Source organism: Ruegeria sp. HKCCD7296 (assembly GCF_013110775.1).
Taxonomy (GTDB): domain Bacteria; phylum Pseudomonadota; class Alphaproteobacteria; order Rhodobacterales; family Rhodobacteraceae; genus Ruegeria.
Window position 1 is genome coordinate 414,355 of the sequence record NZ_WVRF01000002.1, and the last position, 15,821, is coordinate 430,175.

The following is a 15,821-nucleotide window of genomic DNA, read 5'->3' on the forward strand; positions in this document are numbered from 1 at the left end:
TTTCACAGAATATCTGGCGTCACATGGATAAGCGTCGGGACCGGTGCGTCGAAGGCGGCGCGGGTGGCGCTCTGCATTTCTGCCAATGTCGACGGTGCCGCCGACAAGGCTCCGAAAGCCTCAGCCAATTTGCAGAAATCCGGGTTTCGGGCCACGACTGCATTGGGTGCGATCTGACTGCGCACCATGCTGTCTTCAATCTCTTTCAGCTTGCCATTGTCCCACAAGATGATCGGCAGAGATAAACCCAGCTCAACCGCAACGCCCAGTTCCTGCATCGTGTAATGGAAACCATAGTCCCCCGCGATAACTGCCGTTGGCTTTCCGCGTCTGGCCACGGCCCCACCGATCCCGGCAGGCAACCCATAACCAAGGGTGCCATACCCCGTTGGATGATGCCAATGATGAGGATAAGCCATATCCCAAACTTCTTTCGCGACATAGGCGAACTGGGTCATATCTGAATAGATCATCGAGTCGGCCGGCATAGCTTCGCGCAAAGCATCCGCGATCGGCACGATTCCGGGCCGTTCCGCGTCCACCTCGGCGCGCCAGCGTGCACGAGCCTCGGCCACTTCCTCGGCCGACCAGCCGCGCGCAGGCTTCTTGTCCTCGGTGGCCTGCCACAACGCACGGGCAAAACTCTGGCTGTCCGCTTGCAGCTTGATGGCGGCGCGGTGGTGATCAGACAAAACCTCCGGATCCAGATCCACACGGATCAGCGGTGCTTTATGCCCCAACTCATTCCGCCATAAATCGACTTCTCCAAGCTCCGCCCCAACGACAATTACCAGATCAGCCGAGGCAATGACCTCGGCGCTTCCAGGACGTGGCAGCATGGATCCGAAGTCCAACGGATAGTTCGCCCCGACCAACCCGCGCCCGGCATAGGTGGTAAAGCACGCAGCCCCCAGCTGCGTCAAAATCTGCCGCCAATCGTTGGACTTGCAGCCCCCACCCAAGATGAACAAGGGCCTGCGCGACTGATTCAGCATCGAGACAACGGACGAAACGTCTGGCGGCAAAGCCTTGGTGCGCAACGCAGGCTGGTTGGGGAACGGTGCAGGTTCGGCATCCGCCTCCAACTGCGCGATTGGCACCTGAATATGTTTGGGACGTGGACGTGACAGCTCGAATTCCTCAAAAGCGCGTTCCACCAACCCATATGCAGCGGTCGCGGAGTCGGCCTGTGCGGACCAATCAGAAACTGTTCCGGCTACTGCTCGTTGATCTTTCATTTGATGCAACTGCCCCCGCGCTGCGTGCGTTTCATCAAGGCACGATGACAGCACCAGCATCGGAACGGAATCGCTGTAGGCCTGACCGATTGGTGTAATGATGTTGCACAGACCGGGCCCGGTGATGACATAGGCGACACCCGGCTTACCGGTTGCTCGCGCGTAGCCATCAGCCATGAACCCAGCGCCTTGCTCGTGCCGGGCCAGAACATGAGTGATACCAGCTTCTTCGATGCCGCGATACATTTCCTGATTGTGGACGCCAGGAATACCGAAAATCAAATCCACGCCACGATCCTTGAGCATATGCGAGATTTGCGCGCCAAGGGGTCTTTGCATCAGTTTCTCCAGAATTGAACGGTGAAGATCGCGTAAACGGCCAAGAGTTCGAGACGCCCGACCAACATTCCGATTGTCAGCAGCCATTTGGCCGTGTCGTTGAGGCCCCCGAAATTGCCTGACGGTCCGATCTGACTGCCCAGACCGGGGCCGACATTGGCCAAAGCGGTCGCTGCTCCGGATACTGAAGTGATGAAATCAAGCCCGGTCAGGGCCAAGGCCCAGGATAACACTCCCATCGACAGAACGAAAAACATGAAAAAACTCATCACCGAGGTCAAGACATCGCGCCCCACGGGCCGTCCGTCATAAAGCGGTACAAACACCCCGTGCGGGGACCTGATCCTTTTGATCTGAGTTTTGATTGATGCAAGTAGCAGTTGGTAACGGAAGATCTTGATTGAACATGCCGTGGAGCCGGCGCAGCCCCCGATGAGCCCAATCAAGAAAAATAACATGACGGGAAAACTGCCCCACCCCATGTAATCGACGCTGGCATATCCGGTGCCCGAGATGATCGAGGTGATGTTGAAAAGAGATTCGCGAAACGCCTGTTCCCAATGATGCGGAAAGACCGATGTCAGAAAGACGGTCATGATAATGACTAGCACCAGAACAGTCGCCAAGAAGGCGCGGATCTGGCTGTCTTCCCACAAGGAAGAGGTGTGACCATTGGCAAGCTGTACATACCGCACGAAGGGCAGCGCTGCCAAAATCATGAACACCGCTGCCGCATATTCCACCGGACCCGCAAATGTCGCGAATGAGGCGTCATAGTTAGCAAACCCACCCGTCGCAATCGTTGTCATCGAGTGGACCGTGGCGTCGAAAAAACTCATCCCAAGCGCGGCATAAACCAACCCACACACCACGGTCAGAAACACATAGATCAGGGAAATCTGGCCAGCGATCTCTTGCGCACGTGGAAGGATTTTTCCCATGGTTTCAAACCCTTCCGAACGGAAGATTTGCATACCACCAACCCGCAATTCCGGCAGGAACACCATCGCAACCACGATGATGCCGATGCCGCCTAGCCATTGCAGAATACCACGCCACAGCAAAAGCCCCTGCGGCAGCGAATCAAGCCCGCTTATGACCGTTGAGCCTGTTGTTGTTAGCCCCGACATAGCCTCGAAATAGGCATCGACAAAGCGCAGCTCGGTTTCACCAAAAAGGAACGGGATCGCACCAAATACCGGCAGCGCAACCCAGACGCCGGTCGTCAGCAAAAAAGTCTGCCGGATCGTGAGCCCCTCGCCCACGCCGTTGGAACAGCTCATCGCCAGAACTGATCCGGTCAGCATCGTGATGATCGCGCTTTCCAAGAACACATGCCATTCGCCACGCCCTTCGATCATGTCGGCAAGCATAGGAAACAGCATGGTCGCCCCAAGAATGGCGACCAGCAAGCCAATCACATATCCGACCGGGCGAAGATCCATCATGACGCGCAGCGTTGGCGCGCCAACCCGACCGTGTCAAGCAGATGATCCGAGTTAAGTGTCGGATTTCGTCTCTGTCCCAGGCATCGCCGGAGGTTTGGATGGAGCCCGAGTTCTGCGCGTCTGCGGTTTAGGTTGCTCAGCCGCTGGTGCCGGTTTCGTTTGAGCCGCAGAAGGCGCGGGTTTCGACGCGGCGGCTTTGCGCGTACGCGATGCAGGTTTCGCCTGTGTCGAAACGGCTTTTTCAAGCGGGGTCGTCTTTTTGGGCTCAACTGCAGGTGTCTTGCTCGCAGGTGCTGCAGATTGGACTGAGGTTTCTTTTGCCGGAGCGGTTTTGGCGACAGAAGACGTTGCAGGTGCCGCCTTTCGGGCAGCGGGTTTAACGGGCTTCGTGGCGGTGGCAACCGGCTTTGCTGCTGCTTTCGGCTGAGGTGCCGGTTTTGGCGCAGGTGCAGGCTTGGCTTTGGCGGCAGGTTCAACCTTAATTGTGGCAGCAGCACGTGGTTTCGCTGAAAACTCAACCGTTTTGGGTTTAGGTGCCACCACAACACTCTTCTTCACAGGTTTTTTCGCGCTCGTCGTCTTCTTGGACGCTGCTTTGAGCGCACGTGCTCCGGCTGGTTTTGCTTTGACCGCCGCCTTTTTAGCTGGTTTCTCAGTGACCGGTGCCGGGGCAGATGCAGCCGCGTGTATGGTATGCACGGGTGCCATTGGCAACTCGAACGCAGACCGAGCCATGATCTGCATGATCTTCATCTGGTTGGCCATTGCATAGCCTGCAACTCGCAATGCCGCAGCCTGAAGCTCCAGTGAATGGGTAATCGGATTCATTACATGTTTCTCCTGTAAAACCGATGCAGCCCGAGTTTTTGGTGTAAGGCACCCTGCCTACGCAGACACGCCGCGCGGCGGTTGGGGTCTTGCAGTCCAAGGCGTGTCACGTCTCGGTGTCCTTTCGGGGACGCACACCTTCCCGAAGGCAGGCATGCGTCTGCTGCATTCCCTTCGAACATACAGGGAAAAAATGCGCATTTGCAGCATTTTTGCTGCATTGCGGCGAAAGAACGCTGATCGACGTAATCCCTGATTAAATTCTAACCGCTTACAGCGGGGAACTCACCCAACATGAAACAGGGTTGTGAACAATCTCGGGTCCAGACTGGGCGCCTCAAAGGTTGGGCCTTCGGTCAGAATCGACACAGCGTCATGGCTGTGCAGGCTCTCTTGGTGGCTAGCCACGATACGGAAATCGCCCACGTGGTGATCAGCTAACAATTCGGCGCAGAACAGGCGCGCAGCATCTTCGACAAAGATCGGGTTAGCGGCGTTCAGCTCGGCAAACGCCTGCTCGTCTTCGCGTTTGACCATGACCTGTGTCTCGGTAGGAACCGCTCTGCGGCACAGCGCGATGAGGTCTTCGAACCACAAACAATCCGCGTCGCAATCCACAACCACTGAAATTCGCGCGACAGAGCGCTGAGAATGCGGGGTTGCAAGCTGTCCGCGCATCGACCGCGCATGTTCGCTCAGTTCCAGAGAGCACGGACAAGTTGAGGAATAGACATAGTCCAGATGCATGATCTTTTGACGCACGCCGTTCTGTTCGACCAGTTCCAAGGCTATGTCGTAATACTGATAGCCTTCCAAACCCGAGCGCAGGCTCTTTACTTTATCCGGGTAAGAAAACCGCATCTGAATGCGGGCATCAAAGCTGTCCAGATCGGTCATGTAGTCGTCGAGCGCCGCTTCCATCACCTCGAAGCTGAATGTACGTTCTGCATGTTTGTAAAACGACCGCATGATCCGGGACATGTTGATGCCCTTTTTCTCGGCCTCCAGACTAACAGTACCTGTGATCGACGTCTCAAGCGTCAGGTCATCGCCCTGTTTCCGGTGAAACCGGATCGGAAGGCGGAAATTCGAGATGCCCACATGCTGGATTTGCTGTTTCGCCCCACGGATCAGGCTAGACGGGCCATTCTGCAAGTCCGGCAATGACGACCTGTAAGCTGCATCTACTGCAAAATCCTCTGGGTACTCGCGTGAGAGCGAAGGATAATTTACAGCGGCCACCCCCGGCACCAGACGCGCGATGGCCGGGTCCAACTGACTGATTTCAGACACAGACGCCATTTTCGCCCACTGCCGCAGCACATTCAGGGCTTCGGCGGCTTTTTCACGGTCTGGTGTTTCATCAATGTCGCGCGGGTGAACGTTCATCGGCTGCAGTTCCTCGAGTGATCGTCGGACTATATACGACTGAGGTTCGTTTTCCAGTCTATCCCGATACGTTGCCATTAGCAGTCCGGATCGAAAAAAGTGGCGCGAAACCGTCAATTTGCAACGGTTTGCGCCCTTTATTGGTTCTATCGGCAGGACAGCACCCCGTCCGAAGAGGTTTTCAAGCGGCACTCGGACGTCAGGTAATGCCCCGACGATAAAGGTGCGCGCTGGAACTGGTTATTTCTGCGAGACTTCCAAAGCCTGCTGAATATCAGCCAGCAGGTCATCTGCGTCTTCCAAACCAACGGAAAAACGAATGAGTCCTGACGAAATGCCCAACTCAACTTTCTGCGCGTCGCTCAGGCGTTGGTGTGTCGTCGTCGCCGGGTGCGTTGCGATGGATTTGGCGTCGCCCAGATTGTTGGAAATCACCGGGATCGTCATCGCATTCAGAAACGCAAAGGCAGCGTCTTTGCCGCCTTTGATGTCCAGCGACAGAACTGTGCCGCCCTTGCCGCCAAGCTGCGATTGCACCAGCGCGTTCTGCGCATGAGTTTTCAGACCGGGATAGAGGGTACGCTCCAGCGCCGGGTGCCCTTCAAGCGCTTCAGCAATCTTTTGCGCGCTGTCGGCCTGTGCATTTACGCGCAGCGCCATGGTTTCCAGGCCCTTAAGCATAACCCAAGCATTAAACGGGCTCAGCGCACCGCCGGTATGCTTCAGGTATGGCTCGACCGTGCCGCGGATGAAATCCCGTGTACTGATGATCACACCGCCCAGCGCGCGGCCCTGACCGTCAATGTGCTTGGTTGCTGAATAAACGACGACATCGGCACCCTGTTCGATCGCACGCGAAAAGACCGGTGTCGAAAAAACGTTATCCACCACGACAAGGGCGCCAACGGCATGAGCCAGTTCCGCAACCGACGCGATGTCGATCACTTCCAGCGTCGGGTTCGACATGGATTCAAAAAAGACAGCCTTGGTGTCCGGGCGGATCGCCGCTTTCCACTGCTCCAGGTCAGTACCGTCAACAAAAGTCACGTCGACGCCAAAGCGGGTCAGGATGTTTTCGACGATATACAGACAGGATCCAAACAGCGCCTTGGCGGACACGATATGGTCACCAGCCTTCAGCATCGAGGTCAACGCACCGTTGACAGCCGCCATGCCCGACGCCGTCGCAAAGGCGTCCTCGGCCCCTTCCAGCGCCGCGATGCGTTGTTCGAACATCGACACGGTTGGGTTGCCATAGCGCGCATAGATGAACTCGTCGGGGCCACATTCCAGAAAACGGGCCTCGGCCTGTTCTGCGTTTTCGTAAACGAAGCCCTGCGTCAGGAAAATCGCCTCGCTCACCTCGTTGTACTGACTACGACGGATGCCGCCATGGACGGCTTGGGTGCGTTTGTTCCAGTTCTCGCTCATCTCATTCCTTTCAGCCTCTGGCAGAGGCAAACAAAAAACCCCAGACGCGGCCAAGCGAAAGGGGTCTTTCATCCTGACCTTTTAGCGGTGTTGTTTAGCGTGGCCCGCAATCCGGTAACAAATCGCCACGTGGTCTGTGATGTTGGCCTTACGCCGCACATGCAGAGTCGTCAACCCCGACAAGCCCGTCGTCACAGATCTGTAATCAAAGGTCCGACGGGCCTTCCCTGCGATGGTATCGCCCGAAGTCACAGCTTTTTGCGCTTCGCCTGCCGCAAGCCCTCTTGCCGATTGCGCAGAAACCCTCATGATCTTTTCAACCTGAGGAGAGACCATGATCGATCTGTATTTCTGGCCCACGCCAAACGGCTGGAAAGTGTCCATCGCCCTGGAAGAGATGGAGCTGCCCTACAAGACTCACCTGATCAATATCGGCAAAGGCGATCAGTTCGACCCGGAGTTTCTGAAAATCGCCCCCAACAACCGGATGCCTGCTGTCGTCGATCCCGATGGCCCTGACGGTGCGCCCGTTTCCGTGTTCGAAAGCGGTGCGATCCTGATGTACCTGGCCCGCAAGACCAAGCGCTTCTATGGCAAGACCGAGCGGGACCAGATCGCGGTCGAAGAATGGCTCATGTGGCAGATGGGCGGCGTCGGACCAATGGCCGGTCAGGCGCATCACTTTCTAAAATACGCCCCTCAACTGGACCCACCACAGGACCTGCCCTATGCAAAGGACCGTTATCGCGCCGAGGTCGCCAGGCTGTACGGTGTGCTGGATCGTCGGCTGGCGGACAATGAATATGTTGCAGGCGATTTCTATTCCATCGCGGATATGTCGATCTGGGGTTGGGCCAGTCTGTGGGAAGGGCAACAGCACAAGATCGACGACACACCCCATTTCGCCCGCTGGCTTGAAACCGTAGGTGCCCGTCCCGGCGTTCAGGCCGGTCGCGCGTTGTATGCAGACCTGCGCGGCGATCACAGGGACAAGCAATCGCAAGGTGTTCTGTTCAAGCGGTGATAAGGATCTATGGCGAGTGTTGAGCCCTTACGAGGCCTACACCGAGATTTGAGGATTTGCCACTTCTGCAAATCACGCTCTGCACCAAGCACATATTCCTAATCAAGCACCAAGCGGCGGGCGAGCGGACGCAAACCGTTTTTGCTGAATGCCAAGACCACGGAGTTGTTGCCCTGAAAGTGGTTCTAACGCACTCTTCCTCGGACGAGGGAGGTGGCGGCAAATGCGAAACATCAAAGAAGAAACACTTGATCCAGATGACTGGAACGCCGCACGGGCCCTAGCGCACGTCATAATAGATGAAGCAATTGACCACCTAGAGCAGGTGCGAGAACGCCCGGTTTGGCAACCTATGCCCGATGATGTCCGCGCGCATCTGAAACAGGCTTTGCCGGAAGACCCATGCACATTGGAACAGGTCTATGGCGACTATAGGGAATTCGTACGTGCTTATCCGATGGGTAATATTCACCCCCGCTTTTGGGGGTGGTACATGGGAGCAAGCAACTTCACCGGGGCATTGGGTGATTTCCTTGCCGCCGTAGAAGGAAGCAACCTAGGGGGCGGGAACACAGGCGCGGCACAGGTAGAACAGCAGGTTGTCGATTGGTTAAAGGAAATCGCTGGCTTTCCTGAAAGCGCCAGTGGAACCCTGACCAGCGGCGGGTCAATGGCAAACCTGATCGCGCACACGGTCATCCGTAACCTGGCCGCCGGTTTTGATGTGCGCGAAGAAGGTGTTTCTGCTTTGGAAAAGCCGCTGCGGTTTTACGCATCCGATCAGGTCCATAGCTGCCACCAAAAGGCGTTGGAAACCCTCGGCCTTGGCTCAAAAGCGCTGGTCGAGATACAAAGCGACGACCGCCAGAGGATTCAACTCGACGCGCTCGAGGCCGCAATCTCTGAAGACCGTGCGAAGGGGTTGCAGCCAGCTTGCGTGATCGGGACGGCGGGCACCACGAACACCGGAGCCATAGATGACCTGACCGCACTTGCGGATCTTTGTGATCGAGAGCGGCTTTGGTTTCACGTGGATGGATGCATCGGCGGCGTATTACGTCTTGCACCCGACCACGCGCATCTTGTGAAAGGGATGGAGCGGGCCGGCTCGGTTGCAATCGACCCTCACAAATGGCTGCACGCACCTTTCGAGGCTGGAGCCGTTTTGATCAAAGATGCCGAGGCTCATTTCGCGACCTTCGAAATGCATGGTGCCTATCTTCAATTGCAGGAACGCGGGATGATCGCAGGAAAATTCCTTGCCGATTACGGGCTAGAGCTTAGCCGTGGTTTCCGAGCTCTAAAGATTTGGATGGCGCTGCGGGAACATGGTACCGCAAAGTTTGGCCGCCTCATTTCACAAGACATCGCCCATGCACGCTATATGGCACACCAGATAGAAGCTCATCCAACGCTGGAACTTGTTGCTCCGGTAGACCTCAACATCGTGTGCTTCAGATATGTGGCGGCGGATGAGAGTGCAGCGAAGGCTCTCAACACAGAGATTATGCTCCGGCTTCAGGAACGCGGCCTTGCCGTAGCCTCTGACACAACTGTCCAAGGCAGGCACGGGCTTCGCTGTGCCTTCAACAACCATCGAACGAGACGCGATGATATTGATGGCTTTTTGCTTGACGTAGTTCGAGTTGGTGAGGAGGTTCTGCGCAAAAACAACCCCTAGGGTCACTGCATGCCTTGGGGCGATCCTAGCGCATATTTGTGCCTCTTGGGTTCAGAGCGCGATCACCTGCCCTGATAGCTTTGCCCGCACTACGGTCAGTCAGCGAAACTTGAACTCAGGTTCTACAAGGAATCCCAATGGCTTGCTGCCACGATTCCCACTGCGCAGTGCTGTGAAATTTCTTCCGTCCACGCGCATCCGGGATGTCAGGACCAGGGCTGGCCGCCCTACTGCTTTTTCCTGGACCTGGTCGACGGGTCGTTTTGCAAAATCGGACAAGAAATCGTTCGGTACTCCAGAACGCCTTGATCGAAAATTCGGAATCTTGTGCTGCTGTTTTTCCGGTTCTTCCAACGACAGCGATTGCAGGTCCCAAAATTTTGATCGGTATGCCTCAGCGGCTTCAAGGTGCTTTTTCTCGAACGCATAGACGTTCCGAGCTTCTTCGATCATTCTGGCGGCGTGAATGCACCCCTTGGACCGCACAAGCTCTGAGAGTTCGGCAATACGGTCAGAAATCAGGTTGTCATTCAGAACGACGGCTTTTTCGAACGATCCATGTTGTTTTACGTTGGGCATCTCGAGTGGCTCAGACAAGACGTTGAGTGCTGCACGATCAAACCTGATCTCGGACACAGGCTGAGGCGTAACAACACACGCAATTACCTGCCCTGTGACACAGAGTCGACCAACACGCACCAGATTGGCGGAAAGACGCCTCTTATGCGCTTTGGAATTAGACACCACGTTTGGGCAAACCCAAGCGCAGTTTTGTGCTTAGGTGCCAACCTGCTGAAACCAGATCAAATTTACCTTTAGCGTACACGCCGCGTGAACATGATCATCCGCCGCCGAAAACCGAGGCGAGTATCACCCAGGTACTCAGAACCATCCATGTTCCCGTGATCAGCCAAAACATAAACGGTCGATTCGAACGGTCAATTGGCTCGACAAAATCAGCACGCCCTGATTTCAGCGCCAGCCAAGTCCAGATCAGAAACAGCACGCCCCAAAACACCTGCAAATCCATAATCACAGCAAGCCAGACACAAACCAACGCAAGCAGGGACTTCCAAGCCAAACCATCAGTTGTGCTTCGGGCCGCCGCACGTGGGCTTTCACTGACCGCAATAGTATCCTGACCTACATTCTGGATCATGAAATGAGCCCCTTGCCGATCTGAAACCAATGCACGACCTTCTGGCAAGTCATTATGGTGATGCCCATCCCGGACTTTGATCTGCCGAATGGAATCGTCCACCGACTTGACGCCAAAACAGGGCATCCAGTAGCGAAATTTTCCGCGGATGGCCTCGGGCACCTCTTCGGCCTCAGCAACCAAGGTTCCTTCAGGATGGCGTATATCATAGCGCGGCCATGGGCTTGCCGAGCTTTTCTCAAAGCGCCACCCAAACAGGTCCGCATAAAACGGCGCGATCAGTTTGATATCAGGAACGTGGTGAAAACGGCTTATGACCTTACCAGCACCCGGTGCTCCGGCCTGTATGTCTGGACCCTCATACATCGTGAACCCGGCACCGGATGGATCCCGAACCAGCGCGATACGCGCGGCGTCGCCAAAGGTTTGAGGCTCCACTTCGATGATGGCACCCTGATGTGTCCGGGCTTGTTCGACCTTTTCGTCCAAATCATCGACGTGCACATAGGACATCCAAAAAGACGGCATGTTCATTTTCGCCAAACGATCCGGCATTCGGAAAACGGCCGCCACCTCCTGCCCGCCGATAGTGGCAAAGTCATAAGTGTCTTCTTCACCAAATGCCCAATTGAATATTCTGGCATAGTCCGCTCTGGCAGCGCGTATGTCGTAGGTGGACAGGTACGTCCACAGAAAATGTCCGTTTGCCATCGCGCCCTCTTTCCTGCTTCGATCCTATCCGAGCTATGACCGGCAAAGCGCCCTGTCCAGAGGCCGTACTATACACAGATTGCTTTAATGCCCTTCCCCCTGCACCAGCATATCCAACATGCCCGAGATATCTTCGATCTCTTCCGCGATTACATGAGTCACCGAATGCGCCCGCTGCATCCGGCCCGTCACCTTAAGCAAGCGACCTGAAATCACCGCGCGGCGAAATTGTTCGTAGATTTTGCGCCACACCACCACATTCACGATCCCGGTCTCATCCTCAAGCGTCAGAAAGATCACCCCCTTTGCCGTCCCCGGCCTCTGCCGCAGGATCACCAGCCCGGCCACGGCCACGCGCGCGCCCTCGGGCGGTGCTGTCAACTGATTTGACGGCAAACAAGATGGCGGGCGTGGCCAGTTCCGACTGGAAACCACAGAATGAACAGGGGCAACAAGCATGAGAACAAAAATAGAACAAACACCAAGAAAGTCCAGACACGGCCTCAGGAGTCGCAAATGAGGCTGGAAAGACCTAAATGCCTTGACTAAGGAAGAATTCGAACATCGCAAAAGGAAGACGCACGCAATGGCAAAGATCACCTATGTCGAGCACGGCGGTACCGAACACACTGTCGAGGTCGCCAACGGACTGACCGTCATGGAAGGGGCCCGTGACAACAACATTCCCGGCATCGAGGCCGATTGCGGCGGCGCCTGCGCCTGCTCGACCTGCCACGTCTATGTCCACCCCGACTGGGTCGAAAAAATACCGGGCAAGGATGACATGGAAGAAGACATGCTGGACTTTGCCTACGAGCCCGACCCGGCCCGCTCGCGCCTGACCTGCCAGATCAAGGTCACCGACGCGCTGGACGGTCTGATCGTGCAAATGCCGGAAAAACAGATCTGATGCATTCCAAAGCGCCGCGTCCCTCCCGTCGCCTTTGGTGGCGTCGGACACGCGGCGCACTGACATCTCTGTGCCTTTGGGGATCGACCTTAGGCACCGCGACAGCTGCCGATCAAATCAAAGCGGCCAAATTCACAGAACCGACCACACGCTACGCGCACGGGGTCTTGGGCGACACTGTTGAATATGGTGCATTGGAACTTCGTGTTCAAAACACCGGCTCAAACCCAAAAACCGTAATCGTTCGCCTGCCGCAAGATCGCGTCTTCGAAGATCTCACACCACGACTTATCGATATTGATGCAGACGGAACTTTCGAAGCGATTGTCGTTGAATCTCAGGATCAACAAGGCGCGCAGCTGGCCATTTACAACGCAAGCGGCGCAAAAATCGCCTCCACACCTCATATCGGCACCCGCTTCCGCTGGCTCGCCCCAATCGGAGCAGCCGATTTGGACGGAGACGGCAATATCGAAATCGCCTATATCGACCGTCCGCACCTTGCCAAAACACTGCGCATCTGGCGCTACAAAGACAACGCCCTGACCCAGATCGCTTCGATACCCGGTCTGACCAACCACAAGATCGGTGAGGATTTCATCTCGGGCGGCCTGCGCACCTGCGGCGAACGCCCAGAACTGATCGTGGCCAGCGCCGACTGGTCACGGATCATGAGCGTTTCCTATGACAATGACTGGACCAAAATCGATCTCGGCCCTTTCAAAGGCCCCAACAGCCTCGCACAGGCCTTGAACTGCTGATCCGCCTCTTCATCTGGCTAAAAATACCTTGGGGGTGAGGCCGCAGGCCGAGGGGGCAAAGCCCCCTGCCCGATCACTTATCCAATGCACGCCACCCTATATCGCGTCGGTAAAACCCTTCGGGCCAATTCACACCATCAACCATCTTGTACGCCCGTTCCCGCGCCTCTTGCAGCGTGTCACCGCGCGCAGTCACGTTCAACACTCGCCCACCGGCGGCCTGCACCTGACCCTCAACAGCCTTGGTACCGGCATGGAACACCATGTTGCTGCTGTCTTCGGGCAAAGCATCCAGCCCCATGATGACCGAACCCTTTTCATAAGACCCCGGATAGCCTTTGGCCGCCATCACAACCGTCATCGCGTGATCATCTGCCCAGTTCACCCGCATATCGCCCAGCCGCCCTTCGGCTGCGGCATGCATCAAATCCATCGCCTGCGCACCAAGGCGCATCATCAGCACCTGACACTCGGGATCGCCAAAACGCACATTGTATTCCACCAGGCGTGGTTGTCCGTCCTTGATCATCAACCCAGCGTAAAGGACTCCCTGAAACGGCGTGCCGCGACGCTTCATTTCTGCCATGGTCGGGCGCACAATCTCTTCCATTGCGCGCGCTTCGACCTCAGCACTCAGCACCGGTGCCGGAGAATACGCGCCCATGCCACCCGTGTTCAGCCCGGTATCGCCTTCGCCAACACGCTTGTGGTCCTGAGCCGTCCCGGCAGAGAGAATGTTCTCGCCATCGCAAAGAACAAAAAGCGAGGCTTCTTCGCCTTCCATGAACTCTTCGATGACAACTTCCGCACCAGCACCGCCAAAAGCGCCGCCGAACATGTCGTCAATAGCGTCCAGTGCGGTTTGTTCATCCATCGCAACAATCACGCCCTTGCCTGCGGCCAGACCGTCAGCCTTCACCACAATCGGCGCGCCTTGTTCGCGGATATAGGCCTTGGCAGGTTCGGCTTCGGTGAACCGGGCATAAGCTGCGGTGGGCGCGTTGGCCGCGTCGCAGATTTCCTTCGTAAAGCTTTTCGACGCTTCCAGCTTCGCCGCCTCGGCGGAGGGACCAAAAACCAGAACTCCGGCCTCGCGCAAGCGATCAGCCACCCCGGCAGCCAAAGGTGCCTCGGGTCCGACAATCACAAAGTCAATCGCGTTTTCTTCGGCGAAGCTGACAACAGCCCCGCCGTTTTCAGTATCCAGCGCTGCACAGTCCGCGATCTGAGCGATTCCGGCATTGCCCGGAGCAACGATCAGACGGTCGCATTTTGGGTTTTGCAACACCGCCCAGGCGAGACTGTGTTCGCGCCCGCCGCTACCGAGAATGAGGATGTTCATGAATGCTCTCCGATCTGCTTGGCCTTGCCTGCGCGGCGTTCTAAGCTGGCCCGGCATTTGAAACAAGGCGCTGAAATGTCCGATCTGCTTGATGACCCGATTCCGGGCCAAAATACCCCCGAATACACCGTTTCCGAGATCTCGGGAGAGGTGAAACGGACGCTCGAAGGCTCTTTCGGGCGAATCCGAGTGCGGGGTGAGGTCGGGCGCGTATTCAAAGCGCGTTCCGGGCATTTGTACTATGACATCAAAGATGACCGGAACGTTCTGGCCTGTACAACTTGGAAAGGGCAGATTTCCGGCCTGTCTGTTGTGCCGGAAGAAGGGTTGGAGGTTGTCGTCACCGGGCGCCTGACCGCATTTGGCGCGCAATCGAAATACAATCTGAATGTCGATGAGGTATCCGTCGCCGGACAAGGCGCATTGATGGCCTTGCTGGAGAAACGCAAGAAACAGCTTGAAGCCGAGGGTTTGTTTGCGCCCGAGCGAAAGAAGCCGTTGCCCTATCTGCCGAATATCATCGGTGTGGTGACATCGCCTTCGGGTGCTGTGATCCGTGACATTCTTCATCGCCTCAGGGACCGGTTCCCGCGTAAGGTGCTAATCTGGCCCGTGGCCGTCCAAGGGGCGAATTGCGCACCAGAAGTCGCCCGAGCTATTGAAGGGTTCAACCAATTGACGCCTGGCGGAGCTTTGCCCCGGCCCGACCTGATCATCGTCGCCCGCGGCGGCGGGTCTATCGAGGACCTCTGGGGCTTTAACGAAGAGGTCGTCGCCCGCGCCGCAGCTGCCTCGGACATACCGCTGATTTCAGCCGTCGGGCATGAAACCGATACAACGCTGATCGACTTTGTCTCGGATCGTCGCGCGCCCACGCCCACTGCCGCAGCAGAGCTTGCGGTGCCCGTCCGCATGGAGTTGCTTGCATGGACCGGAGAGCAAGGTGCGCGGTTGTCCCGTGCGGCAACGGATGCAGTTCAACGCCGAACGCAAAGGCTGCACGATCTGTCCCGCGCCTTGCCGCGTCCGGAAACCCTGTTGAACACCCCACGCCAGCGCCTTGATTTGATTGCAGATCGCCTGACACCCGCCTTGACCCATGGCGTTCAAAACCGCCGTCTGCAAGTCGTCGAACTGTCGGCCCACCTACGCCCCTCGACCCTACGCGGTTTGGTAACAACGCGTCAGGAGTCACTGCGCAACCTGTCGTCACGCCTGTCTCTGCGCCCGATTCAGCGCGAGATCGACCAGCAGCGGCAGAGCCTTGCCCGGCTTAACGATCGAATGAACACCGCTCAGACCACGCGGCTGGAACGCCTTCAGCAACAACTTGAGGCCACCGACCGCCTGCGGGAAACGCTCAGTTACAAAGCCACGTTGGAACGGGGATATGCGGTCGTCCGTGCGGACGGTGACGTGATCACCACCAAAGCCCAGGCGGCCACACATGCGGCGCTTGACATCGAGTTCGCAGATGGCGTTCTGAGCACTGGCTCAGCCGCAAAACCGACGCCCAAGAAACCCAAACCGGACGCCCGGGATCAGGGATCACTGTTTTAA

Annotated in this window: 14 protein-coding genes and 1 riboswitch; of the genes, 5 read left to right on the top strand and 9 right to left on the bottom strand. The window is 56.8% G+C overall.

Annotation, left to right across the window (positions count from 1 at the left end; all coding sequences use genetic code 11):
• Positions 1 to 2: 2 nt before the first annotated feature.
• From GS632_RS04690 to metZ, 5 genes are all read right to left on the bottom strand, one after another.
• On the bottom strand, positions 3 to 1,577 hold the full coding sequence (locus tag GS632_RS04690) for a 5-guanidino-2-oxopentanoate decarboxylase (protein WP_171721353.1): 1,575 nt from the start codon (positions 1,575 to 1,577) through the stop codon (positions 3 to 5).
• A complete protein-coding gene (locus GS632_RS04695) occupies positions 1,577 to 3,025 on the bottom strand; it encodes a TrkH family potassium uptake protein (protein ID WP_171237379.1) in 1,449 nt (482 codons plus the stop codon). Before GS632_RS04695 ends, GS632_RS04690 begins: the two co-directional genes overlap by 1 nt.
• Before the next feature lie 51 nt (positions 3,026 to 3,076).
• On the bottom strand, positions 3,077 to 3,853 hold the full coding sequence (locus GS632_RS04700) for a hypothetical protein (protein WP_171721352.1): 777 nt from the start codon (positions 3,851 to 3,853) through the stop codon (positions 3,077 to 3,079).
• Positions 3,854 to 4,138: 285 nt separating this feature from the next.
• Positions 4,139 to 5,242: a GTP cyclohydrolase FolE2 gene (folE2, locus tag GS632_RS04705; protein ID WP_171237377.1), complete on the bottom strand. Its 1,104-nt coding sequence runs from the start codon at positions 5,240 to 5,242 to the stop codon at positions 4,139 to 4,141.
• Between the two features lie 240 nt (positions 5,243 to 5,482).
• On the bottom strand, positions 5,483 to 6,673 hold the full coding sequence (metZ, locus tag GS632_RS04710) for an O-succinylhomoserine sulfhydrylase (RefSeq protein WP_171237376.1): 1,191 nt from the start codon (positions 6,671 to 6,673) through the stop codon (positions 5,483 to 5,485).
• A 61-nt stretch (positions 6,674 to 6,734) separates the two neighbouring features.
• Positions 6,735 to 6,812, bottom strand: a riboswitch (SAM riboswitch).
• Positions 6,813 to 7,007: 195 nt separating this feature from the next.
• Between metZ and GS632_RS04715 the strand changes: the two genes are divergently transcribed.
• Both GS632_RS04715 and GS632_RS04720 read left to right on the top strand, forming a co-directional pair.
• Positions 7,008 to 7,697: a glutathione S-transferase N-terminal domain-containing protein gene (locus tag GS632_RS04715; RefSeq protein WP_171174738.1), complete on the top strand. Its 690-nt coding sequence runs from the start codon at positions 7,008 to 7,010 to the stop codon at positions 7,695 to 7,697.
• Between the two features lie 223 nt (positions 7,698 to 7,920).
• On the top strand, positions 7,921 to 9,378 hold the full coding sequence (locus GS632_RS04720) for a pyridoxal-dependent decarboxylase (RefSeq protein ID WP_171237375.1): 1,458 nt from the start codon (positions 7,921 to 7,923) through the stop codon (positions 9,376 to 9,378).
• A gap of 99 nt (positions 9,379 to 9,477) precedes the next feature.
• Here the strand turns inward: GS632_RS04720 and GS632_RS04725 are convergent, their stop codons facing one another.
• From GS632_RS04725 to GS632_RS04735, 3 genes are all read right to left on the bottom strand, one after another.
• Positions 9,478 to 9,831, bottom strand: coding sequence for a hypothetical protein (locus GS632_RS04725; RefSeq protein ID WP_171237374.1), 354 nt, complete (start codon positions 9,829 to 9,831; stop codon positions 9,478 to 9,480).
• 388 nt (positions 9,832 to 10,219) lie between these two features.
• Positions 10,220 to 11,248: a VOC family protein gene (locus GS632_RS04730; RefSeq protein ID WP_171721351.1), complete on the bottom strand. Its 1,029-nt coding sequence runs from the start codon at positions 11,246 to 11,248 to the stop codon at positions 10,220 to 10,222.
• Positions 11,249 to 11,332: 84 nt separating this feature from the next.
• Positions 11,333 to 11,707: an OB-fold nucleic acid binding domain-containing protein gene (locus GS632_RS04735; RefSeq protein WP_171174746.1), complete on the bottom strand. Its 375-nt coding sequence runs from the start codon at positions 11,705 to 11,707 to the stop codon at positions 11,333 to 11,335.
• A 127-nt stretch (positions 11,708 to 11,834) separates the two neighbouring features.
• On the opposite strand from GS632_RS04735, the gene GS632_RS04740 reads away from it, so the two are divergent.
• Entirely contained in the window at positions 11,835 to 12,158 is a 324-nt protein-coding gene (locus GS632_RS04740) for a 2Fe-2S iron-sulfur cluster-binding protein (protein ID WP_171174748.1), read from the top strand.
• Entirely contained in the window at positions 12,158 to 12,919 is a 762-nt protein-coding gene (locus GS632_RS04745) for a VCBS repeat-containing protein (protein WP_245223144.1), read from the top strand. Before GS632_RS04740 ends, GS632_RS04745 begins: the two co-directional genes overlap by 1 nt.
• A 73-nt stretch (positions 12,920 to 12,992) precedes the next feature.
• Here GS632_RS04745 and purD read toward each other — a convergent pair whose 3' ends face one another.
• Positions 12,993 to 14,261: a phosphoribosylamine--glycine ligase gene (purD, locus tag GS632_RS04750; RefSeq protein WP_171237372.1), complete on the bottom strand. Its 1,269-nt coding sequence runs from the start codon at positions 14,259 to 14,261 to the stop codon at positions 12,993 to 12,995.
• A 75-nt stretch (positions 14,262 to 14,336) separates the two neighbouring features.
• Between purD and xseA the strand changes: the two genes are divergently transcribed.
• On the top strand, positions 14,337 to 15,821 hold the full coding sequence (xseA, locus tag GS632_RS04755; protein WP_171721350.1) for an exodeoxyribonuclease VII large subunit: 1,485 nt from the start codon (positions 14,337 to 14,339) through the stop codon (positions 15,819 to 15,821).

Bases quoted from the DNA above. Each gene is read 5' to 3' on its own strand.
- GS632_RS04690 (WP_171721353.1), bottom strand. From the start codon at position 1,577: ATGCAAAGACCCCTTGGCGCGCAAATCTCGCATATGCTCAAGGATCGT.
- GS632_RS04695 (WP_171237379.1), bottom strand. From the start codon at position 3,025: ATGATGGATCTTCGCCCGGTCGGATATGTGATTGGCTTGCTGGTCGCC.
- GS632_RS04700 (WP_171721352.1), bottom strand. From the start codon at position 3,853: ATGAATCCGATTACCCATTCACTGGAGCTTCAGGCTGCGGCATTGCGA.
- folE2 (WP_171237377.1), bottom strand. From the start codon at position 5,242: ATGAACGTTCACCCGCGCGACATTGATGAAACACCAGACCGTGAAAAA.
- metZ (WP_171237376.1), bottom strand. From the start codon at position 6,673: ATGAGCGAGAACTGGAACAAACGCACCCAAGCCGTCCATGGCGGCATC.
- GS632_RS04715 (WP_171174738.1), top strand. From the start codon at position 7,008: ATGATCGATCTGTATTTCTGGCCCACGCCAAACGGCTGGAAAGTGTCC.
- GS632_RS04720 (WP_171237375.1), top strand. From the start codon at position 7,921: ATGCGAAACATCAAAGAAGAAACACTTGATCCAGATGACTGGAACGCC.
- GS632_RS04725 (WP_171237374.1), bottom strand. From the start codon at position 9,831: ATGATCGAAGAAGCTCGGAACGTCTATGCGTTCGAGAAAAAGCACCTT.
- GS632_RS04730 (WP_171721351.1), bottom strand. From the start codon at position 11,248: ATGGCAAACGGACATTTTCTGTGGACGTACCTGTCCACCTACGACATA.
- GS632_RS04735 (WP_171174746.1), bottom strand. From the start codon at position 11,707: ATGCTTGTTGCCCCTGTTCATTCTGTGGTTTCCAGTCGGAACTGGCCA.
- GS632_RS04740 (WP_171174748.1), top strand. From the start codon at position 11,835: ATGGCAAAGATCACCTATGTCGAGCACGGCGGTACCGAACACACTGTC.
- GS632_RS04745 (WP_245223144.1), top strand. From the start codon at position 12,158: ATGCATTCCAAAGCGCCGCGTCCCTCCCGTCGCCTTTGGTGGCGTCGG.
- purD (WP_171237372.1), bottom strand. From the start codon at position 14,261: ATGAACATCCTCATTCTCGGTAGCGGCGGGCGCGAACACAGTCTCGCC.
- xseA (WP_171721350.1), top strand. From the start codon at position 14,337: ATGTCCGATCTGCTTGATGACCCGATTCCGGGCCAAAATACCCCCGAA.